The organism is Candidatus Pseudothioglobus sp. Uisw_016 (assembly GCF_048087635.1).
Classification (GTDB): Bacteria; Pseudomonadota; Gammaproteobacteria; order PS1; family Pseudothioglobaceae; genus Pseudothioglobus.
In genome coordinates this window covers 466,590-492,570 of record NZ_CP159806.1, presented here as the reverse complement: position 1 = coordinate 492,570, position 25,981 = coordinate 466,590, and the positions used below count along the sequence as shown (strand labels likewise).

The 25,981-nt window shown below is 36.8% G+C and carries 24 protein-coding genes; 8 read left to right on the top strand and 16 right to left on the bottom strand.

Annotated features, from left to right (window positions below; genetic code table 11):
- Window positions 1-181 precede the first annotated feature (181 nt).
- A complete protein-coding gene (locus ABXT69_RS02475; RefSeq protein ID WP_416678902.1) occupies window positions 182-1,291 on the top strand; it encodes a pyridoxal-phosphate-dependent aminotransferase family protein in 1,110 nt (369 codons plus the stop codon).
- 4 nt (window positions 1,292-1,295) lie between these two features.
- Here the strand turns inward: ABXT69_RS02475 and ABXT69_RS02470 are convergent, their stop codons facing one another.
- On the bottom strand, window positions 1,296-1,541 hold the full coding sequence (locus ABXT69_RS02470; RefSeq protein WP_271537370.1) for a YfhL family 4Fe-4S dicluster ferredoxin: 246 nt from the start codon (window positions 1,539-1,541) through the stop codon (window positions 1,296-1,298).
- A 140-nt stretch (window positions 1,542-1,681) separates the two neighbouring features.
- Between ABXT69_RS02470 and ABXT69_RS02465 the strand changes: the two genes are divergently transcribed.
- The 4 genes from ABXT69_RS02465 to ABXT69_RS02450 are packed head-to-tail and all read left to right on the top strand — an operon-like array spanning window position 1,682 to window position 5,937.
- Window positions 1,682-2,674: a peptidylprolyl isomerase gene (locus tag ABXT69_RS02465; protein ID WP_416678900.1), complete on the top strand. Its 993-nt coding sequence runs from the start codon at window positions 1,682-1,684 to the stop codon at window positions 2,672-2,674.
- A 2-nt stretch (window positions 2,675-2,676) separates the two neighbouring features.
- Complete coding sequence (mraY, locus tag ABXT69_RS02460) at window positions 2,677-3,762, top strand: phospho-N-acetylmuramoyl-pentapeptide-transferase (protein WP_271537367.1); 1,086 nt, start codon at window positions 2,677-2,679, stop codon at window positions 3,760-3,762.
- A gap of 34 nt (window positions 3,763-3,796) precedes the next feature.
- The gene (gene dcd, locus ABXT69_RS02455; RefSeq protein WP_271537365.1) at window positions 3,797-4,363 is read left to right on the top strand and encodes a dCTP deaminase; all 567 of its coding nucleotides are present in this window, start codon (window positions 3,797-3,799) and stop codon (window positions 4,361-4,363) included.
- A gap of 5 nt (window positions 4,364-4,368) precedes the next feature.
- On the top strand, window positions 4,369-5,937 hold the full coding sequence (locus ABXT69_RS02450; protein WP_416678898.1) for a peptide chain release factor 3: 1,569 nt from the start codon (window positions 4,369-4,371) through the stop codon (window positions 5,935-5,937).
- Window positions 5,938-5,940: 3 nt separating this feature from the next.
- Here ABXT69_RS02450 and ABXT69_RS02445 read toward each other — a convergent pair whose 3' ends face one another.
- The 9 genes from ABXT69_RS02445 to ABXT69_RS02405 form a co-directional block, all read right to left on the bottom strand.
- A complete protein-coding gene (locus ABXT69_RS02445; RefSeq protein WP_416678896.1) occupies window positions 5,941-6,975 on the bottom strand; it encodes a quaternary amine ABC transporter ATP-binding protein in 1,035 nt (344 codons plus the stop codon).
- Complete coding sequence (locus ABXT69_RS02440; protein ID WP_416678894.1) at window positions 6,972-9,140, bottom strand: ABC transporter permease subunit; 2,169 nt, start codon at window positions 9,138-9,140, stop codon at window positions 6,972-6,974. The genes ABXT69_RS02445 and ABXT69_RS02440 overlap by 4 nt, the downstream gene beginning before the upstream one ends.
- 241 nt (window positions 9,141-9,381) lie before the next feature.
- The gene (locus ABXT69_RS02435) at window positions 9,382-10,380 is read right to left on the bottom strand and encodes a glycine betaine ABC transporter substrate-binding protein (protein WP_416678892.1); all 999 of its coding nucleotides are present in this window, start codon (window positions 10,378-10,380) and stop codon (window positions 9,382-9,384) included.
- A 223-nt stretch (window positions 10,381-10,603) separates the two neighbouring features.
- Window positions 10,604-13,267, bottom strand: coding sequence for a DNA gyrase subunit A (gene gyrA / locus ABXT69_RS02430; protein WP_416678890.1), 2,664 nt, complete (start codon window positions 13,265-13,267; stop codon window positions 10,604-10,606).
- A gap of 103 nt (window positions 13,268-13,370) precedes the next feature.
- Window positions 13,371-14,426, bottom strand: coding sequence for a 3-deoxy-7-phosphoheptulonate synthase (locus tag ABXT69_RS02425; protein ID WP_416678887.1), 1,056 nt, complete (start codon window positions 14,424-14,426; stop codon window positions 13,371-13,373).
- A 5-nt stretch (window positions 14,427-14,431) separates the two neighbouring features.
- Window positions 14,432-15,223 (bottom strand): GTP cyclohydrolase FolE2, encoded by a 792-nt coding sequence (gene folE2 / locus ABXT69_RS02420; protein ID WP_416678884.1) that lies wholly within the window; start codon window positions 15,221-15,223, stop codon window positions 14,432-14,434.
- Between the two features lie 6 nt (window positions 15,224-15,229).
- Window positions 15,230-15,598: a 6-carboxytetrahydropterin synthase QueD gene (gene queD / locus ABXT69_RS02415; protein WP_416652847.1), complete on the bottom strand. Its 369-nt coding sequence runs from the start codon at window positions 15,596-15,598 to the stop codon at window positions 15,230-15,232.
- Window positions 15,599-15,725: 127 nt separating this feature from the next.
- Window positions 15,726-17,963, bottom strand: coding sequence for a DNA topoisomerase IV subunit A (parC, locus tag ABXT69_RS02410; RefSeq protein ID WP_416678881.1), 2,238 nt, complete (start codon window positions 17,961-17,963; stop codon window positions 15,726-15,728).
- Window positions 17,964-18,076: 113 nt separating this feature from the next.
- The gene (locus ABXT69_RS02405) at window positions 18,077-18,415 is read right to left on the bottom strand and encodes a histidine triad nucleotide-binding protein (RefSeq protein WP_416678880.1); all 339 of its coding nucleotides are present in this window, start codon (window positions 18,413-18,415) and stop codon (window positions 18,077-18,079) included.
- Between the two features lie 92 nt (window positions 18,416-18,507).
- Between ABXT69_RS02405 and ABXT69_RS02400 the strand changes: the two genes are divergently transcribed.
- Window positions 18,508-19,089, top strand: a complete 582-nt coding sequence (locus ABXT69_RS02400) for a malonic semialdehyde reductase (protein WP_416678878.1) — start codon at window positions 18,508-18,510, stop codon at window positions 19,087-19,089.
- 33 nt (window positions 19,090-19,122) lie between these two features.
- Here ABXT69_RS02400 and ABXT69_RS02395 read toward each other — a convergent pair whose 3' ends face one another.
- Entirely contained in the window at window positions 19,123-19,629 is a 507-nt protein-coding gene (locus ABXT69_RS02395; RefSeq protein ID WP_416678876.1) for an HPP family protein, read from the bottom strand.
- A 113-nt stretch (window positions 19,630-19,742) separates the two neighbouring features.
- Here ABXT69_RS02395 and ABXT69_RS02390 point away from each other — a divergent pair, with 113 nt between their 5' ends.
- A complete protein-coding gene (locus tag ABXT69_RS02390; RefSeq protein ID WP_416679516.1) occupies window positions 19,743-20,486 on the top strand; it encodes an SDR family oxidoreductase in 744 nt (247 codons plus the stop codon).
- Between the two features lie 18 nt (window positions 20,487-20,504).
- Window positions 20,505-21,368, top strand: coding sequence for an NAD(P)-dependent oxidoreductase (locus ABXT69_RS02385; RefSeq protein WP_416678875.1), 864 nt, complete (start codon window positions 20,505-20,507; stop codon window positions 21,366-21,368).
- 36 nt (window positions 21,369-21,404) lie between these two features.
- Here ABXT69_RS02385 and ABXT69_RS02380 read toward each other — a convergent pair whose 3' ends face one another.
- The 5 genes from ABXT69_RS02380 to ABXT69_RS02360 all read right to left on the bottom strand — a co-directional run bounded on the left by ABXT69_RS02380 (window position 21,405) and on the right by ABXT69_RS02360 (window position 25,965).
- Window positions 21,405-22,037, bottom strand: a complete 633-nt coding sequence (locus ABXT69_RS02380) for a class I SAM-dependent DNA methyltransferase (RefSeq protein WP_416678872.1) — start codon at window positions 22,035-22,037, stop codon at window positions 21,405-21,407.
- A gap of 142 nt (window positions 22,038-22,179) precedes the next feature.
- Window positions 22,180-23,886: an aconitase family protein gene (locus ABXT69_RS02375; RefSeq protein WP_416678870.1), complete on the bottom strand. Its 1,707-nt coding sequence runs from the start codon at window positions 23,884-23,886 to the stop codon at window positions 22,180-22,182.
- Between the two features lie 27 nt (window positions 23,887-23,913).
- Entirely contained in the window at window positions 23,914-24,639 is a 726-nt protein-coding gene (locus ABXT69_RS02370) for an amino acid ABC transporter ATP-binding protein (RefSeq protein ID WP_416678867.1), read from the bottom strand.
- The gene (locus ABXT69_RS02365; protein ID WP_416678864.1) at window positions 24,636-25,295 is read right to left on the bottom strand and encodes an amino acid ABC transporter permease; all 660 of its coding nucleotides are present in this window, start codon (window positions 25,293-25,295) and stop codon (window positions 24,636-24,638) included. Before ABXT69_RS02365 ends, ABXT69_RS02370 begins: the two co-directional genes overlap by 4 nt.
- A 10-nt stretch (window positions 25,296-25,305) precedes the next feature.
- Window positions 25,306-25,965, bottom strand: a complete 660-nt coding sequence (locus ABXT69_RS02360; protein WP_271541425.1) for an amino acid ABC transporter permease — start codon at window positions 25,963-25,965, stop codon at window positions 25,306-25,308.
- Window positions 25,966-25,981 lie beyond the last annotated feature (16 nt).

Here is a 25,981-nt window from a genome sequence, read left to right as displayed (position 1 = left end):
TGTTAATATTGATGCACTCTATTAACTTATCCCTATATTATCTTAATTAAATAGTAGCTCAATTAATATAGTTCAAGTTGCTTTGAATATTATTAAAAACTATTTAGACAGCTTCTATGATAATGTTCAGGACTGAAAACATTATAAAGAGTTATTAATTATATTTCCTTTAAAAAAACTTATGAAATCATTCAACCCTCCTTCAAGAACTCTTATGGGCCCTGGCCCTTCAGATGTTCACCCAAGAATCCTTAATGCAATGGCAAAAACAACCATTGGCCATCTAGACCCTGCTTTTATTGACATGATGGATGAAATTAAAGAGATGCTGCAATATGCCTACATGACTGAAAATGCACTAACAATGCCAATCTCAGCGCCCGGCTCAGCTGGAATGGAGGCCTGCTTTGTAAATCTTGTAGAGCCTGGAGATAAGGTTATAGTTTGTATCAACGGTGTCTTTGGATCAAGAATGAAAGAAAATGTAACTCGAATCGGTGGCCAAGCAATAATCATTGAAGATGACTGGGGAGCACCCGTTAGCCCTCAAAAACTTGAGCAGTGCTTGACTGAAAATCCTGATACTAAAATTGTTGCATTTGTTCATGCAGAAACTTCAACAGGAGCCTTGTCGGATGCAAAATTACTTTGTGAGATTGCCAATAAGCATAATTGCTTAACTATTGTTGATGCAGTGACCTCACTAGTAGGCTCAGAATTAAGGGTGGATGACTGGGGTATTGACGCAATCTATTCTGGGTCTCAAAAATGTCTTTCTGCTATGCCAGGGTTGTCACCAGTTAGCTTTAGTGAAAAAGCAGTTCATAAAATTAGTAATCGAAAAATGCCTGTAACAAGCTGGTTTTTGGATCTTAATTTAGTGATGGGTTATTGGGGTAAAGGCTCAAAGCGGGCATATCACCATACAGCTCCGGTCAATACTCTATATGGCCTTCATGAATCTTTAGTTATGCTTTGCGAAGAGGGACTTGAAAATTCATGGGATCGACACCAACAAAATCACCAGTTACTTAGAGATGGTTTAAGTGAACTTGGGATTAGTTACTTGGTTGAAAAGTCTAGTAGACTGCCTCAGCTTAATAGCGTATTCATACCTGAAGGAGCAAATGATGCTGAAATTCGCACCACTTTATTAAATGATTACAATATGGAAATCGGCGCTGGCCTTGGTAATTTGGCAGGAAAGATATGGCGAATTGGACTTATGGGCTATACTTCAAGAAAAGAGAATATAGAGCTTTGTTTGACCGCACTAAAAAAGATATTATAGGGCTTTAACTTTCCCGGTCTTTAATTTTTGCTAAAAGCACTTCATCGGTCTCAACCCTGTCAGGATCTGGGAGACAACAATCAACTGGGCAAACCTCAACGCACTGAGGTGTATCAAAATGCCCTACACATTCTGTACAAAGATCGCCATCGATTTCGTAGATCTCTTCGCCCATATAAATAGCCTCATTCGGGCATTCAGGAACACAGACATCACAATTAATGCATTCATCTGTAATTAGCAAAGACATAAACGATCCTCAAGTTAGATAATAATTTAATACAACCAAGGCAGCTGTATCTTCTATTTATTAGATGCATATTTTAACGTATCAGAGTAAAAATAAAGATGATTTTGGGTATCATTAATCATTTTATTTCTAGGGTTATTATGAGAGTACTTTTAGTTGTTTTTTCATTGTTATTTTCTTCTATGTCATTTGCTGCAACTAATGATGGAATTTATGCACATTTGCAGACCAACAAAGGAAAAATAGTTGTTGAGTTGGCTTATAAAAAAGCGCCGCTAACTGTAATCAACTTTATTGCATTATCAGAAGGCACTAAAAAAAGTAACAAGGATATTGGCGTTCCTTTTTATGATGGTATATTTTTTCATAGAGTCATAGATGACTTCATGATTCAAGGTGGGGATCCTAAAGGAGATGGCACTGGTGGTCCTGGGTATAGATTTGCAGATGAATTTACTGATTTAATGCATGACAAACCTGGAATCCTATCAATGGCTAACTCAGGACCAGCAACGAATGGATCACAATTTTTTATTACTCATGTGCCAACTCCATGGCTAGATGGCAAGCACACCGTTTTTGGTCATGTTGTTGAGGGCATGGATGTTGTAAATTCCATTCAAAAAGGTGATACTTTGGAGACTGTAAAAATTGAGCGTGTTGGTGACAATGCAAATGAATTTATTGCTAATGAGGGTTCATTTAATGATCTTTTAGCAAAAGCAAATGAAGGAATTATTGCTCAACAAGCTTTGCGACAAGTTGACTTTGAAGACTTTGCTACTTCCACTTATCCAGATGCTACAAAAAATGATTTAGGTTACTTCACAAGAATTAATAAGGAAGGTAATGGCAATCTAGCAAATCAAGGTCAGCAAGTTTCAGTAGATATAGCATTAAAAGCTAACAGTGGACAAATAATGCGCGCGCCAGGAAGCGCAATTGACTTCACGCTTGGAAGCGGTGAGATAATTAGAATTGTTGAGGAAAATACTCAAGCAATGTCCATTGGAGAAGAGCGCACTATTATTGCAACCTATGAATATGTATTTGGTGATGCTCCAAGTGGCAACATACCTCAAGACTCATTCATAATATTTGAGCTAATTCTGATTTCTGCAAAGGATAAATAATAATGTTTTTAGAAATATTAAGCTTTCTTTCCTCATTAGATACTGGCTTTAATGTTCTAAGCTATCTAACTGTAAGAGCTGTATTTGCAATGATGACCGCCCTCCTTATTACATTAGTTCTTGGCAAATGGATTATTTCAAAACTTCAGCATTATCAAATTGGCCAAGTGATTCGTAATGATGGCCCAGAAACACATCTAGAAAAAGCTGGGACTCCAACTATGGGTGGAGTCCTAATACTTTTTGCTTTTTTTATCAGTGTCCTTATTTGGGGAGATTGGGACAACCCATTCCTCTGGATAGTAATTGTTACAGCTCTTCTTTTTAGTGCAATTGGCTTTATTGATGACTATCTAAAAATTAAAAAACAAAACTCAGATGGTCTAAGTCGAAGACAAAAAATCCTGGCGCAGTCAATTAGCGCAATATTAATTTGTGTTTGGCTACTGAGCTTAAATTCTAAAACTATTGGTGCAGAGCTATTGATTCCATTCTTCAAAGACCTTATTATTCCTCTTAATGCGCTTGCTTTTTTAATTATTGGCTGGTTTGCACTTGTTGGAAGCTCAAATTCTGTCAATCTTACAGATGGTCTAGATGGCTTAGCAATCATGCCTGTTATTTTAATCAGCGGAGCCCTTGCAGTTTTTGCTTATATTGGGGGAAATTATAATTTCTCAGGTTACCTTAATATGCCATTCATGCCAGGAACAGGTGAAATATTTGTACTATGCGCAGCATTAGTAGGAGCTGGCTTTGGCTTTCTTTGGTTTAATACCTACCCAGCTGAAATATTTATGGGTGACACTGGATCGCTTTCTTTAGGTGCAATCTTAGGTGTTATTGCTATTATTGTTCACCAAGAGATACTGTTAATTCTAATGGGTGGTATATTTGTTGCTGAGACCTTATCGGTAATTATTCAAATAGGCTACTTTAAACGTACTCAAAAAAGAATCTTTTTAATGGCGCCACTGCATCATCACTATGAAAAAAAAGGACTTAAAGAGCCAAAGATTATTGTGAGGTTTTGGATAATTACCCTCATTTTGGTTTTAATTAGTTTAGCCAGTATAAAGATTCGATAATTTTGATTGTTTACGCACTGTAAAATACCGATTCATGAGTATAAAATCAGATAAGTGGATTCGTAAAATGTCCTTAGAAAATGGAATGATTCATCCATTTGAGCCAAAACAAGTTCGGCAATCAAACGATCAAAAAATAATCTCTTATGGCACCTCTAGCTATGGCTATGATGTTCGCTGCTCAACTGAATTCAAAATATTTACCAATATCAATCATAATATTGTTGATCCTAAAAATTTTAATGCCAAAAGCTTTGTTGAAATTGACTCAGATGAGTGCATTATTCCTCCTAATTCTTTTGCGCTTGCAAGAACAGTTGAGTACTTTAAGATTCCTCGCTCTACGCTTGTTATTTGCCTTGGTAAGTCCACTTATGCAAGGTGTGGTATTATTGTTAATGTCACTCCACTTGAGCCAGAATGGGAAGGACACGTAACACTAGAGTTTTCTAATACAACGCCTTTGCCTGCAAAAATATATGCCAATGAGGGGGTTGCTCAAATGCTCTTTTTTGAGTCTGACGAGGTATGTGAAACTTCATATAAAGATAGAGATGGAAAATACCAAGGCCAAACTGGCGTAACTTTACCAAAGGCTTAGGCAATATGTCTGAAACCTCCAAACGTCGCACTTTTGCGATCATTTCGCATCCTGATGCTGGCAAGACTACAGTTACTGAAAAGTTGCTCCTTTATGGTGGAGCTATTAAAACAGCTGGAAGCGTAAAGGCAAGAAAAGCTGATAGTCATGCTACAAGTGACTGGATGGAAATGGAGAAGGAAAGAGGCATCTCTATTACTTCATCCGTGATGCAGTTTCCTTATGATAATCATGTTATCAATCTATTAGATACACCTGGACACGAAGACTTTTCTGAGGATACTTACCGCACTTTAACTGCTGTGGACTCTGCTTTAATGGTTATTGATGTAGCCAAAGGTGTTGAGCAAAGAACAATTAAATTAATGGAAGTATGTAGACTTCGTGATACGCCAATCATAACCTTTATCAATAAGATGGACCGTGAAGGACGTGAACCTATTGATCTTCTGGATGAAGTTGAATCTGTACTAAATATTGAATGTTCACCAATCACATGGCCAATTGGAATGGGAAAGGGCTTTAAAGGAGTTTTTCACCTGCTTGAAAATAAAGTTTATTTGTTTGAAAGTGGTAAAAATGCAAATATTGGTGATAACACAATTATCGAGGGAATTGATAATCCTGAATTAGATAAAATACTGGGTGAAGATCTTGCACAAGAAGCCCGAGAAGAAATTGAACTCATTAGCGGAACAACAAATCCTTTCAATTTAAATGATTTTCTTGAGGGTAAGCAGACCCCCGTATTTTTTGGATCAGCAATCAACAATTTTGGTATCGAAAACTTACTAGATGGGTTTATTAAATATGCCCCTTTACCTCAAAGTAGGCAATGTGATACTAGAAATGTTTCTCCTGAAGAAGGAAAACTCACAGGATTTATCTTTAAAATTCAAGCAAATATGGATCCTAAGCATCATGATAGATTAGCCTTTATGCGAATTGTCAGTGGTGAATATCAAAAAGGAATGAAGGTTCTTCAAGTTCCAACAGGCAAACAAATAAAAATTGCAAACGCTGTAACCTTTATGTCTCGTGAAAGAAGTTCAACTGAAGTGGCCTATGCAGGTGATGTTATTGGTATTCATAATCATGGCGGGATAAGTATTGGAGATACATTCACTCAAGGCGAGAAAATTAACTTCCAAGGCATCCCTAACTTTGCTCCAGAGCTTTTTAGAAGAGCACAACTCAAAGACCCTCTCAAAGCTAAGGCATTACAAAAAGGGCTTGATCAGCTTTCAGAAGAAGGAGCAACTCAAGTATTCAGACCAATTTCTAATAGTTCTCAAATTTTAGGGGCTGTTGGTATTCTGCAATTTGACGTCGTTGCGCATAGACTCAAATATGAGTACGGAGTTGATTGTCAATTCGAAACGATAAATGTAGCAACAGCAAGATGGGTTACTGGCCTCGATAAAGATATCGATCAGCTCAAAATAAAAGCTGGGAATAATGTTGCAATTGACAGCGCAGGAATGCTTTCTTATTTAGCCCCAAGCATGGTAAATCTTCAGCTTACAATCGAACGTCACCCAGACTTAACCTTCAGCTCTACAAGAGAGCATTGACTCTTAAGCTTCTAATGGCTTAACAACTTCAGCTATATCTTTCTTATTTAAATAGCCTACAACTGAGCCGCCTGAGTCTTGAACTATGCAGCAATCAGCATTTTCACGAAGCATCTCACATAAAGCGGAGTCAACTGAATCCGTCTCCTTAACAGCGATACTTGAAGAAGCTTTTGCTGGCTTCTGATTAGTCATTACAGATTTTGTTTGAAGGACATGAGAGCGATTTACTTTTTTGACAAAATCCTTCACATAATCATCAGCAGGAGTCATTATAATTTCCTGTGTTGTTCCATGCTGAACCAGCTCGCCTCCATTAAGAATAGCAATACGGTCTCCAATCTTTAGTGCCTCTTCAAGGTCATGAGTAATAAATACAATAGTCTTGTGGAGTTCTTTTTGGAGCTCCAGTAACAAATCTTGCATATCACTTCGTATGAGTGGATCAAGCGCACTAAAGGCCTCATCCATCATTAAAATTTCAGTATCACACGTTAAAGCTCTCGCCAAACCAACACGCTGCTGCATTCCACCAGAAAGCTGAGACGGATAACGATTTTCGTATCCAGATAAACCTACTCGATCAATCCATTTCTTCGCTCTTTTTACTGCTTCATCGCCCTTTACTCCTTGTAAATGAACACCTAAACAAACATTATCCATAATTGTTTTGTGCGGAAGGAGTGCGAAGCTTTGAAATACCATTGCAGTTTTTTGTTGTCTAAATTGCCTAAGTTTTTCCATTGGCATTTGAATCACATCTTCACCACCAATCATGATTGAACCAGCAGTAGGCTCAATAAGTCGATTGATATGTCGAATAAGTGTGGATTTTCCAGAACCAGAGAGGCCCATAATAACTTCAATATTCTTATTTGCTAGATCAAGGTTAATATTACTCAACCCAAGAACGTGCTGATACTCCTTAAGGAGAGCATCTTTCCCAATTCCATTATCAACATGTTTTATAACAGACTCTGCCTTAGGTCCAAAAATCTTAGTTAAATTTGAAATTTTAATTTTTATATCCTGCGTCATAGAACATCTCCAGAACGGTGTTTTTGAATCCGAGTACCAAATGCTTGAGAAACCCTATCGAATATAACTGCTAAGGCAACAATTGCAAGTCCATTTAGCGTACCCATTGATAAATATTGATTTTGAACAGCTTGCAGCACTGGAAGTCCAAGTCCTGCAACTCCAATCATTGAAGCAATAACAACCATCGCTAGCGCCATCATAATAGTCTGATTTATCCCAGCAAAAATATTTGGTAGAGCAAGCGGAATTTGCACCATAAATAAACGCTGCGTATAGGTTGCACCAAAAGCATCTGCAGCCTCCATAGCCTCCTTATCGACCAACCGTATACCTAGATTTGTTAATCGTACAATAGGTGGCATAGCGTAAATACAAACTGCAATTAATCCAGGTACCTTACCAATACCTAACATCATAACAACAGGAATAAGATACACAAAGGGTGGAATTGTTTGCATAATATCTAATACAGGGGTTATTATGGATTGCGCTCTATTAGACTTTGACATCCATACACCAAGTGGCATTCCTAACGTCAAACATAAAAGTGTCGCAGCTGAAATCATTGTGACAGTTGATATCATAGGATTCCACATATCTAGAAATCCAATTGCAAAGAATGCTAGCATTACTGAAATTGAAACCTTAATACTTCGAGCACCAAGCCATGCTAGAATTCCTGCAACTCCCAGAAAAACTGGCCAAGGGGTTGATAATAATAATCTTTCCAACCAAACTAAAAAAAACATTAACGGGTCAAAGAATGCTTCAATATTACTTCCAAACTCTCTTGTAAAGTCTTTAAAGGCGGCGTCAACACAGTTACGAGAACTCATCATGACATCCCCTGGTATTGATATTACATTATTTACAAATAAGGTAAAGTCTGAAGTAGTTATTGAATCTCCAACTCTAGAAGCCATACTACTAAAGTGTTGAATTTGAGACTCAGGGTTAACTGAGCGAATTGAGTTAATACTTGATCCAACATCGTTAGCATACTCACTTATATTTGCAGCCAGAGCCTCTGGATCAGTTGATCGAATGGAGATATATTGCCTATCCAGTCTTTCAACAGTTTTATCAAAACTAGCTACTGCTCTTACTTTTATGTCACTGTAATTACCAGACTCATAGAGACCAGCCAACTCATTTACCTTTATACTGAGTTCATTTGCCTTATTAACCAACGGCATTAAGACATTTTCAACGGTTGAAACATCCGTTCTAATAGCAGCTTCTTTGACCGCTCTAGAAAGGGCCTCAGGATCGTTTATATAAGGCATTAAGCCTGAAACTATCTCATTACTTTCAGACATATCCTTGACTTTTGCATGAGTAGAAATACTTAGCGTATCTAAATTGTAAATCATGTCTCGAACGCCAGGATAATTCTTATATATTGAGGCTGAAGCATTAACTTGCTCTCGGATTTGTGATAGCTGTTCTAAATGATTTTGAATAGTAGAATTTGAGCTAAGGAAATCAATGTTTCCTTTAAGACCAGTAATTTTTTGATTTAGTAATGCAATTTGAGATCCCATCTCACTCATAAAGGAGTCAGTGTATTGATCTGCTTTATCAAAATAACTACTTGAAAGTTCTTTAACTTTAGTTAGTAACTCTTGAGCCTTTGGATTATTATTTATATATTGCGCATTTTCACTAATAGCTTTTAATAAAGCCTCTATTTCAGGAAATACCGAAACAACTTCATTAGGATTACTTATAGAGTCAACTCTATTAATAAGCTCCTTAACAGAGCCACCATAGTTTTCTAATAATGAATTTTCGTTTGAACTATAGAGACCAGAAAGTTCTTGTGTTTTGCTCTCAAGGACTTGAGCTAATAATTGAACCTTTTCAAGCAGTTCTGCAGAATTATTAACCTCAGTTAAAGGGTTTGAGTCATTCGCTAACTCTTTTAACGTTTTTGTTTTAGCTTCGGCTCGATCAGTCAGCTTTGAAAAGCTATCCGTTATTTTAACCAACTGAGAATAATCTGTAGCGCTTAGAGCCTGACTTGTTAGGTCATCAGCTCTTTTTGTCATTGCTTGAATAAAGTTTAAATCTTTACCAAGTATTCTTAGATCTGCTATTTCAGATGCTGGGGGAATGCACTCAATTATTGACTGTTGTGGGATTGGCCTAACTGCCGCCATGGTAAAACTCCTTTTAAACTTTTACAATTTAAACATTTTTTACTTCAAATTAACATTCAATTTGAACTTAAATTTATACAATATTTAAAAAAAAATTAAACACTAAAAAATAATTTTTATGATTAAAGACTAATTTCTACTCTTTAATCATAAAAATTGCCCGTAATCAAAGGATCTACGGGCAATCTGTATTTACTTGAAACTAGCAAAACTTAATAGTTTTACTAATTTCTTAGAAACTTTATAGAGAAGCTTCTACTGAGGCAGCAACATCAGCACTGACCCAAGCTTTCCATACATCTCCATGTGAAGATAGGAATTCAACAGAAGCGTCTGCTCCTGTGCCTCCAGTGTCTTCCATCCAAACTAACATTTGATTCATTACACTACCAGGCCAAGTGCGAGCTTTGAAATACTTCATCGCTTCAGATGGTCCGTTGTAATACATGTTGTCACTTAGTAGTGTATTGACACGTGAATTAATCCAAGATGAAGGCTCACAACCAGTACTAGCTAGAGCAACACAACCCACCCAGTTATCATCACCGGCATAAGAACCCATGTCGATAGCCTGCATGTCAAATTTACCAACTAATGATGTTGGGTTCCAGTAGTAGCCGAACCAGTTATCACCACTTTCTGATGCTTTTGCAATTGAACCATCAAGTCCAGCAGCTGAACCTGGATCAATTAGCTTCCAACCTTTGGCTTCCATATCAAAAGCGTCATAAAGAGCTTGGTTTGATAGTTGACAACCCCAACCTGCAGGGCAGCCATGGAAAGCACCCATAGAAGGATCTTCTTTGTCTGGGAATAAATCTGGACGCGCCAGAATTGCTTCAGCTGAAGTCAACTCAGGGTGAGCATCAAGCGTTGCAGGTAAAACCCACCAGCCTTCACCAAGTCCTGACATTGGAGCTATATTACCAATATGTAAACGACCTGCACCAACGGCACTATCAACTAGGTCAGCCATTGCGTTAGCCCAAATTTCTGGGGCAACATCTGGTTGGCCTGTTTCATTCATTGAAGTAAATGTTGGCATAGTAGAACCAGCAACTAGCTCAATTTCACAGCCCATTGCTTCCAACATAGCCTTATCAACATTAGCCATCAAAGAGGCTGATGCCCAATTCATGTCTGCAACTGTTATTTTTCCACATGCAGCATTTGCAGAAGTGCTAAGCAATAATGCTCCAGCAATAGCTCCAAATAGCTTAGTGGTAAAGTTAATTTTCATACTTGTTTCTCCTAAGGATTAATTTTAAATATATTAAATAGAGTGAAATAATTCAAACTCTATAAGAATTATAGCAATAGAGGGGTAATAGGGGTGTGTTTTTTTTGAGAAAAATTGGTTTTTTTTAATTTTTTTTATCAAAATCAAAAACAATAAATCACAATGAACTATTATTTAATAAAAAATTCGTGCACTTTATGAAAAATCAAACTCTTCTTTCTATCTAATCATCTTCTTGAGCATCATTCTTTTCTATCGGAGCACTTTCACCTTCTTCTTGAGTTCCACCATCTGCTGATGAAGTGCCACTATCTTCTAACTGGTTCTCACCCTCTTCCTCATCATCCGTTTCAGCTATTTTAGCTACTGAAACTAATTTTTCATCATCAGCAATATTAATTAAAGTAACGCCTTGAGTATTCCTTCCAATAATTGAAACATCAACTGCGCGTGCTCTAACTAAGGTCCCTTTATTAGATATTAGCATCATTTCATCTTCATCAGTGACCTGAATAGCACCGACTACTTGACCATTTCTATCCGATGTTTTTATTGAAATAACACCTGAGCCACCTCTCGCTTGGGAGCGATATTCATCCAATTGAGTTCTCTTACCATAGCCTTTTTCAGTCGCTGTAAGAATAGGGTCACCTGACTCTGCAACGATCAAGGAGACCACTTCATCTTTATCAGCTAAACGAATTCCTCTTACACCTATGGCTGTTCGGCCAACTGAGCGGACATCAGACTCTTTAAAGCGGATAGATTTTCCCGCTGAAGAGAAAAGTAGAATGTCATGCTGACCAGCAGTAATTTCAACACCGACTAACTTATCATCATCTCTTAACTCAATTGCAATAATTCCACCATTTCTTGGACGTGAAAAGTTTTTAAGTGATGTTTTCTTACATGTACCTGAGCTGGTGACCATGAATACGAACTGATCGTCAGTAAACTCTTTGACTGGCAATATTGCATTTATTGATTCGTCCTTTTCTAAAGGAAGAAGATTAATGATTGGTTTTCCTCTAGAAATTCTTGAGGCCATTGGTAGTTCATAAACTTTCAGCCAGTGTACTCTTCCCCTAGATGAGAAACATAAAACTGTGTCATGAGAGTTTGCTACAAACAACTGATCTACAAAATCCTCATCTTTCATCTTAGTGGCAGCTTTACCCTTACCACCTCTTCTTTGCGCTTGATAATCACTAAGAGATTGGGCCTTAACATAACCTCCATGAGATAAAGTTACTACTCTATCTTCTTGAGCAATTAAATCTTCAAGTGTAAGGTCAATTTTGTTTTCAATAATCTCAGTAATTCTAGGAGCGCCAAAATTATCTCGAATCTCAGTAATCTCATGACGTATAACGTCCATTAATTGGTCTGGATTTTGAAGAATATCAAGTAATTTTTTGATTTCCTCTAGTAAGCCATTAAATTCATTAAATATTTTGTCCTTTTCAAGACCTGTTAGTCTATGGAGTCTTAAATCAAGAATAGCTTGCGCTTGTTTTTCAGATAATTGATAATCCCCATTCTTTTGAAGGCCAAGATCAGCGCCTAAATCTTGCGGTTTGAACTGAGCCATGTCTCTATCACCAATAAGCTCTTGAATGACAGAGCCCTTCCAGACTCTTGCAACTAAACCTTCTTTTGCCTCACTAGGATTCTGTGCAGCCTTTATAAGTGCAATTACCTCATCAATATTAAAAAGAGCAACGGAAAGTCCTTCCAATAAATGGGCCCTATCTTTTGCCTTATTAAGCTCAAAAATAGAGCGGCGAGTTACTATCTCTCTTCTGTGCGCGATAAATGCACTCAAGATAGATTTTAGATTCATTAATTTTGGCATCCCTTTGTCAATTGCAACCATATTGATACCAAAAACAGTTTGCATTTCAGTCAGCTTATATAAGTTATTCAGCATCACCTCAGGCACTTCTCCCCTTCTAAGCTCAACCACCATACGCATACCATCTTTATCTGACTCATCTCTAAGACCAGTTATTCCGTCAATTTTTTTATCTTTAACAAGCTCTGCAATTTTAGTAATGAGTCTTGCTTTGTTTACTTGATATGGAAGCTCTGTTACAACAATACTTAATTTATCTTCGCCTTCAACATGCGATCTTGAACGCATATAAATCTTTCCCTTACCAGTCTCATAAGCTTCACGTATACCAGATGCGCCATTAATTATTCCAGCTGTAGGAAAATCAGGTCCAGGCATAATTTCTAAAAGCTCATCAATAGTTATGTCTTCATTATCAATAAATCGAAGGCAAGCCTCAGTAACTTCAGTTGGGTTATGTGGAGGAATATTTGTGGCCATTCCCACAGCAATACCTGAAGAGCCATTAACTAATAAAGTGGGAACACGTGTTGGTAATACTGAAGGCTCACTTTCAGAGCCATCATAGTTATCAATGAAATCAACCGTTTCTTTATCTAAGTCTCTTAAAAGTTCATGAGAAAGCTTTGTCATGCGTATTTCTGTATAACGCATAGCAGCAGCTCGGTCTCCATCTACTGATCCAAAGTTTCCTTGACCATCTACTAGGATACATCTCATCGAAAATGGCTGAGCCATTCTTACGATTGTGTCATAAACTGCTGTGTCACCATGAGGGTGATACTTACCAATCACATCACCTACAATTCGGGCAGATTTTTTATAAGATTTATTGTAATCATTACCTAGAACTTCCATGGCATAAAGAACGCGTCTATGAACTGGCTTTAAGCCGTCTCTAACATCAGGCAAAGCCCTTCCCACAATTACGCTCATTGCGTACTCCAGATAAGAGTCACGCATCTCGTCTTCTATAGTAACTATTGGGAACTTTTGCTCGAGAATTTCATTAGAATCGATATCGTCAGACATACAATAAACCTATAAAAATAACTAAATTTAATTGTACCCTAGATGAGGTAAAAACACACCAATAATTTGGGTCTTTTTGAAGGCTAAAAACTACAAAAAATCCCTAAGAATTTCGAGTTTTTATAGATTTTGCAAGATCTCTTAAAAGAGTTTCTGTATCTTCCCATCCAATACAGCTATCGGTAATACTAACGCCATACTTTAAAGATGGCAATGGTCCAACTTTTTGGTTCCCCTCATTGATATGAGATTCAATCATTACACCAAAGATTGACTCTGACCCTTCTTCAATCTGAGCTGCAATATTTGCGCCTACTTTTAATTGATTTTTAAACTGCTTCTCAGAGTTTGCATGAGAGAAATCTACCATAACTTTAGAAACTAACCCTTTTGCTTTTAACTTTTCACAGGTACTTTCAATATGTTCTTTGGAATAATTTGGCCCATCTTTCCCGCCTCTAAGAATGATGTGAGCAGTATCATTACCTAAAGAAGTAAAGTGGCTAATACCCCCGTCCTTGTTCACTGACAAGAGATGATGAGGACTATTGGCAGACTGAATTGCATCAAAAGCAATTTCTAAAGAGCCACCTGTGCCATTCTTAAAGCCAACAGGGCAAGATAACGCTGACGCTAACTCCCTATGAGATTGGCTCTCCGTTGTTCTAGCACCTATAGCACCCCAAGAAATCAAATCAGATAAGTATTGCGGCGTTAAAACATCTAAGTACTCAACACCAACTGGTATATTGATTTCACCTAGATCGACTAAGAGTTTCCTCGCAGTCTCAAGGCCTTTATCAATATCAAAGCTTTCGTCTAGGTATGGATCATTAATTAAACCCTTCCAGCCAACTGTTGTTCTTGGCTTTTCAAAATACACACGCATAACTATCAACAAATCTTCAGATAGCTCTTCTTTTAATTTAAGTAGATTGTGTGCATACTCCATTGCTGCCTTAGTGTCATGAATTGAGCATGGGCCAACAAGAACCATAAGGCGGTTATCGTTACCATATAGAATATTTTTGATAGCATTTCTAGAGCTTACAACTCCTGATGCAGCTTTTTCAGATAGAGGTAATTTCTCAATAAGAGCATTAGGCGACACCATCGGCGCACTAGATACAATTCGAACATTATCAGTATTATGATGCATAAACCTTACTTTTGGTTTGTAATAACAGCGTACGCAGAGTGATTGTGGATTGACTCAAAGTTTTCTGACTCTAAAGAGTAATAATTAATTTTATCATCAGCATTTAATTCAACAGCAATATCTCTTACTATATCTTCAACAAAAGCAGGATTTTCATAAGCTCTCTCAGTAACAACCTTTTCATCATCACGCTTAAGTATGGCATAAAGCTCACTTGATGCTTTTTGCTCAGCTAAATCAATTAAATCTTCAAGGAAAACAACTGATCCCTCAGAAGGTTTTGCTTCGATAGTTATGTGGGATCTTTGGTTATGGGCACCATATTCTGAAATACTCTTAGAACATGGACACAAGCTAGTAACTGGAACTACAACTTTCACAGACATATCTGCCTTACCATCAACGATACTACCAATTAATGTTGCTTGATAATCAAGTAAACTTTGAACGCCAGAAGATGGAGCTGATTTGTTTCGAAAAAATGGAAAATCCACTACAATACGGGCACTTGAAGAGTCAAGCTTTTCAGCAACTGTTTGAACAAGTTCCATAAAACTTTCAACACTAAAGCTGCATTCATTAGCATTTAAGATTTCAATAAATCTAGACATATGGGTTCCCTTTACATTCGCTGGAAGCCTAACTGTCATAGTAAAATTAGCAACTGATGGTTGCACCACTTGTGCTTTATTAACAAAGCTAATCGGATGAAGAATATCTTTAATTCCAACTTGGTTAATAACAATATTACGAAGATCTTTAATATTTTGAGTATCAGGTAGTAGTGATTTTTTCATAATTAATTATTCCGAATAAGTAACTGCAGATCTGGGCGTTTCCCAAATCATAACTTCTTTAACCTTGACATCTTTATTGGGAATTAACAAGGCAATTTCATCAAAAAAATATTTAGCAATATTTTCAGCAGTAGGGTTTAGAACATCAAAAGGCTTTATCTCATTTAAGTATTGGTGATCCAGCCTTTTAACCACCAACTTCGTTTGTTTTTTAATTTCACGAAAATCTATTGCAATACCAGAATCATCAAGAACTTGTGAACATACAGAAACTTCCACTTGCCAGTTATGGCCATGAAGTCTTGCACAATCACCAGGATAATCTCTGAGTGAATGGGCGGATGCAAAGTCTGTAACAATTTTTAGGACGAACATATTCGGAAAAATTGATAAAAAAAATACGGATTATACCTATTTGATTGTAAATTACCAACTTCATGAACTATGAAATTAACCCGGTAGATACTAAGTGTAAAGCATTTTGAGCTATATTGAACACTAACTAATCAACAGCTTCAATGCTATCAACTTTTTTGAAAACGCCTGGAAGAATTAAACCTTTGCGTGCGCGATGGCTTACAAAATTAACTAACTCTTCAAAAGAGTATTTTTTATGTTTCTTTCCATATTGAACTCTTAATTTTTGATTATCTTTAATAGCACAAACGCCAATAACAAACTCCTCTCGATCAATGAAGTCCTTGTTTGCAATCTGAATAAGCTTATTGCCCTTTCCTTTAGAAAGATGTGGCAATTCAGATATTGGAAATATCAATAATCTAGCTCTATTAGTAGCTACTGCAACATAATGATTATCAACATCTTCAACCATAGCAAGCCTATTTGCTCTTGCTTGTTTCGATAATGTAATCAAATGTTTGCCAGATTTAGTTTTTGAATTTAAATTACCCAAGGTTGATACAAAACCATATCCAGCATCTGACGAGAGAATTACAGCTTGTTCATCTTTTCCCATGACTACATCTATAAATTCTGAGCCTAATGGAGGCGTTAATTTTCCAGTTAGAGGCTCTCCCTGGCCCCTGGCACTTGGAAGGCTATTGGCTAGTATAGAATATGACCTTCCTGTGGAGTCAATAAAAAATGCCATTTGATTACTTCTACCTTTGGCATCTTTTAAGTATGTGTCTCCTGACTTGTAGTTCAGTGAAGAGGAATCAATTTCATGACCTTTAGCAGCTTTAACCCAGCCTTTTTCACTTAAAACGACAGTAACGTTTTCAGCTGGAATCATGTCTTGGTCATTAAATGCCTGAGCAGAAGAGACATCAGAAATAATTTGGCAGCGTCTTTTATCTCCAAACTCCTCAAGGATTACTCTTAGTTCTTTTTTGATATAAGTCTTTCGCCTTGTTTCACTTGAAAGCAAAAGTTCAATTGACTTTCGCTCTTTTTCAAGCTCATCTGCTTCACTTTTAATTTTAACTTCTTCAAGTTTAGCTAGGTGACGCAACTTTAATTCTAATATAGCTTCGGCCTGTATTTCACTGATTTTGAATTGCTCAATTAAAACAGGCTTGGGTTTTTCTTCACGGCGAATGATTGCAATAACCTCATCAATATTAAGATAAGCTATTAGTAAGCCATCAAGAATATGCAGCCGATCTAAAATTTTATCCAATCGAGATTGGAGTCTATTAACAACAACCTGCATTCTAAATTCTAGCCACTCTTTAAGTAAAGGAATCAATGGCTTTACTTGAGGCTTGCCATTTAAACCAATAACATTCATATTGACTCGATAATTTTTCTCAAGATCCGTAGTTGCAAATAAATGAAGCATTAATTGCTCACAATCGACTCTATTAGACCTTGGAACAATTACTAATCGAGTTGGGTTTTCATGATCTGATTCATCGCGAAGATCCTCAACTAATGGAAGTTTTTTATTACGCATCTGTGCAGCAATTTGAGTAATAACCTTAGCTCCTGATGTCTGGTAGGGAAGAGACTCAATAACAATTTCTCCATCCTCTTTAATATAGCCAGCCCTCATTTTGACTGAGCCATTTCCAGTTTCATACATTTGGCGGAGGTCTTCTTTTGAACTAACAATATAAGCATCCGTTGGATAGTCTGGAGCTGGAATAATCTGCATAAGCTCATCAAGCTCAGTTGAAGGTTTTTCTAGCAGCTGAATACACGCAGCTATAACCTCCAGAAGATTGTGTGGCGGGACGTCAGTCGCCATACCAACAGCAATTCCAGATGTTCCATTAAGCAGTAAATTTGGCACCTGAGCAGGAAGTTGAAGGGGCTCTTGAATGGTGCCATCAAAATTATCAGTCCAGCTTACTGTGCCTTTATTAATTTCAGCAAGAAGTAAATCTGCATAAGGCGATAATTTAGACTCGGTATAACGCATCGCTGCAAAAGACTTAGGGTCGTCTGGGGCTCCCCAGTTACCCTGTCCATCAATAAATGGATAGCGATAAGAAAAAGGCTGAGCCATTAAGACCATTGCTTCATAGCACGCACTATCACCATGAGGATGAAATTTACCTAAGACGTCACCAACAGTTCTGGCAGATTTTTTAAATTTTGCAGTCGATTTCAGTCCAAGCTCACTCATCGCATAAATGATTCTTCTTTGGACTGGCTTTAAACCATCTCCAATAAAGGGTAGCGCTCGATCGAGTATGACATACATCGAGTAATCAAGATAAGCGCGCTCACTATATTCTCCAACGCTTTGTCGCTCAATGCCGTTTTGGCTCATTCTTTCCTTAGTTTATATTTCGAAAATTTAACTCAAAAAAGAGTTAGAGTTGGCGTTATTTTAATTCAACTCTGAACTCGTTTAAGATTAATTATTTATCTTCCTTAAAATGCCTAACCTGGAGGCCAATTCAACTGCCTTCCACCCAAGCAATGAAGGTGTATATGAAATACACTTTGACAGCCATCACCATTACAATTCATTACAAGTCTATAACCACTTTCAGAAAATCCACGCTCTTTAGCAATCATAACTGCAGTAGTATTTAGTTTGCCAAGCAGAGACTCATCAGTCGCATCATTCGGTGTAGAAATATGCTCTTTTGGTATTACTAAAAAATGCTCAGGAGCTTGTGCATTTACATCCTTAAAAGCCAACACTTTGTCATCTTCATAAAGTTTTTCAGAGGGTATATCGCCCTTAATGATTGAGCAAAAAATACAATTTTTCATAGTTCAGTTTTTTATATCTTTCAAATTCTATTATTAAAGATACACTAGAAGAACATATAATTAATAATTAATAATTAATAAGGTCAGGCTATATGCTCTCCACTAAAACTCTAGACACAATCTTTAGAACAGCACGCAGTCATAAGGGATGGTTAAATAAAGATATTACTAATGATCAAATTCATCAAATCTATGATTTACTAAAATTTGCACCAACCTCTGGCAATTGCTGTCCTGCAAGATTTACATTTATCCAAACTGCTGAAGCAAAAAATAGAATCAAACCATCCTTAGATGAGGGAAATATTGACAAAACTATGGAAGCTCCTTCTGTAGTAATCATTAGCTATGACACTAATTTTTATGAATCACTACCAACCCTTTCTCCACATAATGATGCCAAATCTTTTTACGAAGGCAAAGATAAAATAATAAAAAATGTTGCAGAATTTAACTCAGCGCTCCAAGGCGCATACTTTATTATTGCAGCTCGCTCTATAGGTCTAGATTGCTGTCCAATGCTTGGATTTAACAAGGAGACACTAAATCAGGAATTCTTCCCAGATAATAAGAATAAAGCTATTTTTATTTGTGGAATTGGTTATGGAGATGAGTCAAAATTACGTCCCCGAGCACCACGATTAGATTTTGAGGAAGCTTGTAACATTATATAACCACTAACTCAAAATAAAATTTAAAAAAAATTGTTACCAGTATTTAGGGTAACTTCTATTTTTAGATAAGTTGTTATAAAGCATTGCTACCATTACGATTAATACTGAGCCTATGAGGGTTGGCATCCATAAATAATCCCAATTAGCACCAAGCAAAAAAACAATAAATGGGTTTGAGCCTGCAGGTGGATGAGGAATCCTTAGAAATTGCATTAATGCTATTGCAAAAGCCAAAGCTAAAGCCATACTCCACCAATCAGAACTAACAAGATGGTAAAAAATAAGCCCCACAAGAGTTGTAACAAAGTGACCAACAATGACATTTCGAGGCTGCGCAAATGGAGAATCAGGAAGTACAAATAAAACAAAGATTGATGCACCAAATGAGCCCATAATAATAGGCTCATTGGTGAAGTACGCTAAGAATCCAATTACACTAGCTGCTAGGAAAACACCTAAAGAAATAAAGCTTATTTCTTTGAATGATGGTCTTAGTGGAATGGATGCCGGAGAACCTTTAAGCTTAGTAAGGTAAGACATAGTCCATCCTATGAAAAAAAAATAAATTATATATTACTTACTTACTTTAATAAAAATCAAATAGTACTTATAATATTAAAAAAAATTTAAACTAACATTGTTAAGGAGTTAATCTGATGAATAGGTTGATGGGTAAGAAAGTTTTGATAACAGCTGCTGGACAAGGTATGGGACGCGCAGCTGCAATAGCTATGGCTAATGAAGGTGCTAAGGTTTTTGCGACAGATATAAATACAGATGCTTTAGAAACTCTATCTGCAGAAAATAAAGAAATTAAAACTTTTGAGTTGGATGTTATGGATCCAGATGCAATTGCTAAAGCTCCAGAAAAAACAGGACCTTTGACTACCTTATTTAATTGTGCAGGGTTTGTACATAATGGCACTATTTTGGATATGTCTGATGATGACTGGGACTTTTCCTTTACATTAAATGTTAGATCCCAATTCCGTCTTATCAGAGCCTACTTACCTGGAATGCTAGAAAAAAAAGACGGGTCTATTATTAATATGGCATCTGTAGCCTCATCAATAAAGGGCGCTCCAAACCGCTGCCTTTATGGCTCCACAAAGGCTGCTATTCTTGGACTTACGCGTGCTGTAGCTGCTGATTATGTTAGTGAGGGTATAAGATGTAATGCACTTTGCCCAGGAACAATATTGACACCTTCTATAGAACAAAGAATGCATGATAGTGGAGACTATGAAAAATCAAGAAAAGAGTTTTTAGCCCGCCAACCAATTGGTAGGTTTGCATCTGCAGAAGAGGTTACAGGCATTCTTATTCACCTTGCAAGTGATGACTCAAAATTCACTACAGGTACCTTTCAGATTGTGGATGGTGGATGGAGTCTTTAGTAAAAATCATATAAAAAAATGGATAAAAAAAATAAAATTGGATTCATTGGCGCTGGAATTATGGGCCAAGGTATGGTTCAAAATCTACTTAAAGCTGGTAATGAGGTAAGTATTATTGCTAATAAAAATAGGCGCCCTATCGAAGAGCTTGTGGCATTAGGCGCGATGGAGATGGCGTCATTATCTGATATGGTAAGTTGCTGCAATAGCTTTATTTTATGTCTTCCAAGTTCAAAAATTGCAATCTCAGTATGTGATGAGTTATTTCCCTTACTTTCTCCAGGAACTCTAATTATTGACTGTACAACCAATGAATTAGTATCAGTAGAGGAGTTGGGCAAAAACGCAAAAAAAGCAAAACTAAAATATGTTGAGGCACCTCTTACGGGTGGTCAAAAACAGTCATGGGATGCTATGCTGGGAGCAATAGTTGGATGCGATGAGGGTGATTTTAAAATTGCTAGTAATATTCTTAAACCCTGTTGTGCTCAAATTGAGTGGCTCGGTGAGTTGGGAATGGGAGCAAAAACTAAACTCGTCTCTAACTTTCTAGCACTTGGCACCGCAACTTTGGTTGTTGAGGCAATGAAAGCAGCAAATAACCTTGGAGTTGATTGGGAGAAATTTTATAAACTTGCATCACAAGGTTCTGGGCATTCAATGAGCCTAGATCGAATCGCACCCAAGGCAATTGCAGGAAGTCATGATGGTTATGTTTTTACTATTGCTAATACGGTTAAAGATATGGAATATATATCGGATCTTTTGAAAGATCAGCCTGATGCTTCTGCTATTACTGAGGTATTTTTAGAAATTTATAAAAATGCAGCAAATGCAGGAATGCAGGACTCATTCTTAAGTGCTCGACTTGAAAATAAGTAGCTTTATCTTAAATGGAAAGAACTGAAATCATACTATTTATATAGTTACTTGAAATAAACATAATTGACAGTTTATACCTTCTTGAGTGTTGTATTCTGAAGTGTGTCGCTCAATTTGAATCCATAACCCAGAATTTTCTAGATCTCTAATAATTTTTTCATAGGGCGATGCCTCCCATTCTTGTTTTCGAACAGTAAAACTTATATAACCTCCACTTTTAGTTATTCTTATGATCTCATTAAGAGCTTCAGGACCAACATGACCACATGTGAAAGTACCTGCACAAATAACTGCATCAAAAGTATCATCTTCAAAATCAAGTTTTTGAGTTAAATCACCTAGACTTAGTGATTGATAAACATTTTTTTTAAGCGCCCTATTGAGCATTTCCTGTGAAAAATCTATGCCAACAATATTTTTATAGCTTTTGTTGAAAAGAATATGGCCAACTAGTCCTGTTCCACAACCTGCATCTAAGATTTTAGCTTTTTTATTATCTAGATATCTAAGTAAAATTTCAGTTGTGACAAGATGCCCAACGTAACCAGCCAATTGAATAACGTCATGCTCATAGTCATCCCAATTTTTATAAAGCTCTCCTAATTCATCTAAATTTGACACATGCAATGTTTTAAAAATTGTAGGAATCATATTTTTAGTATTTTTCATCAAATTCTCAATATAAGGCGAATATCAGCTAGCTAAGTATTAATATTCCCTCCCTCAAAGATGAAACGAAGTTTGGACTTTAGTTTCAGTTGATATAAACTTATTTAGCTTAACATGGATATTTAAGATTTCAAAAAATATTTTAAGTAGGGGAATTCAGCCAATTAGGCAGCTCATCATTAACAAACCCACTTAAAGCAGCCATTGCACAGTCGCTCAAACTTCCAAACCGTATATTTCGCCCTGTCAAACCCTCACCATAGTGAGCGTATTTACCAGAATTAGTAATTAATGATTGTGTCTTTGATGGAAAAACTGGTTCAGTTATTGAGCACCAACAAATATCAGGGACAACTTGAACTCCTAATTTGGAAAGTTGATTTAAATTCCCGTTATCTCTTAATTTTGCAAGAGTTTCTCGCCCAACAGTCAAAATAGTTGGAACAATAACAGTTTGATTTTTTTCCAATAACAATTTCAAAAACTTCATACACTCGGCAAAAGATGCGTGCGGACTCCCAATAGCAACTAGATCTATCTTGTTATTTCCAGTATTAAATTTTTGCCACAAATTTAACAGATCATTAGGCATTATAGTTGAAGAAATAGCATCTTGAGTGCTTGGCAATTCACCTTCTGGCGTATGCCCTTTAATATGCAACATTGGAGATGCAGATGTTGTACCAAATGCTGCACATAAAGCTTTTAAATCATCATCACTCAGTGAAATATCTTCAAGGCCAATTAATACTGGAATTCCATTTGGTGATTTATAGCCAGCCAGCCAACCTATCATTGGCCAAATAGACTCATCAAATTTCAAAGGTAATGATATTCTAATTTCACAGTTAGGCTTTCGATTCTCTTCTAAATAAACACCAGTATTCGGAGTACGCCCAGTCATTGCTATGAATAAATCTAAATAATCTGGATGCTTCTGAGTGCGAGCTCCAATTACAGAATTTGCATAAACAACAGCATTTGACTCAGACCACCCAATAACTTCGTCTCTTATTGGTTTTTCACTTAAAAGATAAGGCGCACATGTAAATGTAGGATGAGCACCCATCTTGACATATGCATCAGCAAGTCGGCTAGCTTTATTACCCAGTTCAGGAGCTACACCTTGTGATTTCCAATTATCCCTGTCTACTGAGATTGCATTCATTGTAGTTGGAATAATAACGCGCGCACCCATATCAAGCATTTTTTCTGCAAAATTAAGATTAGCATCATGCGCTAAGATACAACCATCAATATGGCCTCTAGAAATATCGATTAATTTATCTGCATTTTGAGAAGCAGCCATCAAACATAATATTTCCATTGCAATTTTTGTGGCTTTACCATGATTGCCAGCCAACATTTTTTTATCTGACTTATTCAAGTAAATTCTACTTAAATCAGGCTGACATAAATTAATTAAAGTACTTGAGAAATATAATTTGAGATTATCAATTTTTGCTGACTTCTGTTCAGATAATAAATTATAAATGTTCGGCTTCAGACGTAATATGGCAATTTTTTTGTTAAACAGTTTTTCAGCAATCATTGCTCCAAGAGTTAAAATATCTTCAGTTTCTCTAAATATAAGTGCTGCTGGTGCATTTCCATTTTGCACAAGCTGCAGCAATACCCCACTTCCACTGCATGAGCCTCGAGAAGTTGGCATTAGTACAATTTTTCCAGAAAGCTGCTCTCCACAATTAGGATGATGAATATCAATAATTACTCCTGTGTCAGGATCAACACCCCCCCAGAAACTCACCCCTTCATTACAAACTATAACATCACCTTCCACATTATTTTGTACAAAAATAATGGCTTCGTTATTGGAAAGTTTTTCCATCGATAAACTCCAGTAAGTAGTTAAGCTCTATGTTTTAACTTTTGATAGAAACTTTTGTAGATATTTAGATTTCGGAGATCCAAATAGTTTTTCAGCTTGGTTTATTTCTTCAATCTTACCTTCGTGAAAAAATGCTACCCTATCAGAGACCTCACGAGCAAATCCCATTTCATGGGTCACACAAATCATCGTCATTCCCTCATCAGCAAGAAGTCTAATAGTATCAAGAACCTCTCCAACAAGCTCAGGATCTAGAGCAGATGTTGCTTCATCAAATAACATGCATTTAGGCTCCATTGCTAGTGCTCGTGCAATAGCAAGACGTTGCTGCTGCCCGCCTGATAATGCAGAAGGGTATTGAGAAAGCTTATCACCCAGACCAACGTGACGGAGTTGCTTTTCAGCAATTTCTAGAGCCTCTGATTTAGAGTGTTTACTTACTATTTTAGGAGCTAGGGCTACATTTTCAAGGACTGTTAAATGAGGGAAGCTGTTCCATTGTTGAAACACCATACCCATATTTTGGCGAACTGAGTTAAGGTTTGTATCACTTGCATGAACATCGATATCATCTACGATGATTTGCCCTTTTTGAATGGGCTCAAGCCCATTAATACAGTAAAGTAATGTTGATTTACCTGAGCCTGAGGAGCCTATCACACTTAAGACTTCTCCTTTTGGCACTTCAAGATCTATGCCCTTTAGTACTTTAAGTTCACCATATTGTTTATGTAGGTTAGTAATTTTAATCATTCAGACCACCTTTGTTCAAGTCGAGTAGCATAATAAGAAATTGGATAAGATAAAGCAAAATAGAACGCACCAGCAATCGATAGTACGAGGATAGCCTCTTGGGTTCGAGTCATAAGTATTTGGGAGGCCTTTAAAAGCTCAACATATCCAAGTATTGATACTAGTGCACTATCCTTTAAAACTCCTAGTGCAACTCCAACCCAAGCAGGCAATACAGCACGAAGACCAATTGGCCAAACAACATAACGCAAATCTTGCCAATAGTTCATACCTAAACTTCGTGCTGCTCGCCTCATTGGGATTCCAACTGCCTCAATGCCAGCTCTAGCTACGTTTGCAACATAAGCTGAGGTATATACAGTAAGAACAATTAGTCCTGCTTCAAAGGGATTAAGTCTGAGGCCAATAATTGGTGCAAAATTAAAAAATAAAACTAGTTGAATAATTAATGGAACTGAGCGGAAAATATCTAGTACTGTTCCAAGCGTAAATGCTAATAATCTTGATACACTGAGAGCTAAACCTAGAAATATTCCAAAAATAGATCCAATACTGATTGCCCAAAAAGAAATCCATAGAGTCCTTAAAGCCGCTTCACCAAGAAACCATAAATCATTAGGGCTGAATCCAGAAAAATAAGTTGCTGCTGATTCCATTAATAGGCTCTTAGTATTTAAAAAGACGATTTGCCATTAATCTTGATGCACCAAGAATAATTTTAACAAGAACGTAGTAAATTACTGCTGTAACAGCAAAATATTCGAAAATTCGATAAGTTTTAGATGCAAAGAATTGTGTTTCGCCTGAAAGCTCACGAAATCCAACCAACATACCTAGGGAGGACATTAAAACTGCCCAAACCATTTGGTTGGTCATAGGATGGTAAACAATTCGCAGAACTTGAGGAATGATAATTCTAGTGTAAGTTTGGAAACTGTTCATTCCAAGACTTAGTGAGGCTTTTATTTGGGTATCTGGAATAGCATTAAATCCACCACGAAAATTTTCAGCTAAATAACCAGCATTATTAAATGTTAAGCCCATCAATACTATAAGGAATGGACTAAAGTGAATTCCAAATGCTCCGAGCCCAAATCCAAAGAAAAATAATTGTAATAGTGCTGGAGTATTTCGAGCCAACTCAATCCAAGAAACAGCAAACCATTTTAATGGTCCTGTCATGTTAATTCTGATGAGAGAGAGTGCTAGTCCAAATAATATACCCAAAATCATTGAAAGAATTGCAACTTCCAAAGTTAATACTGCTGATTGTAATAAATCAGGAAGGGTCTTGAAGACTGGTCTCCAATGGAAATTATAATCCATAAATGACTTTTAAAAA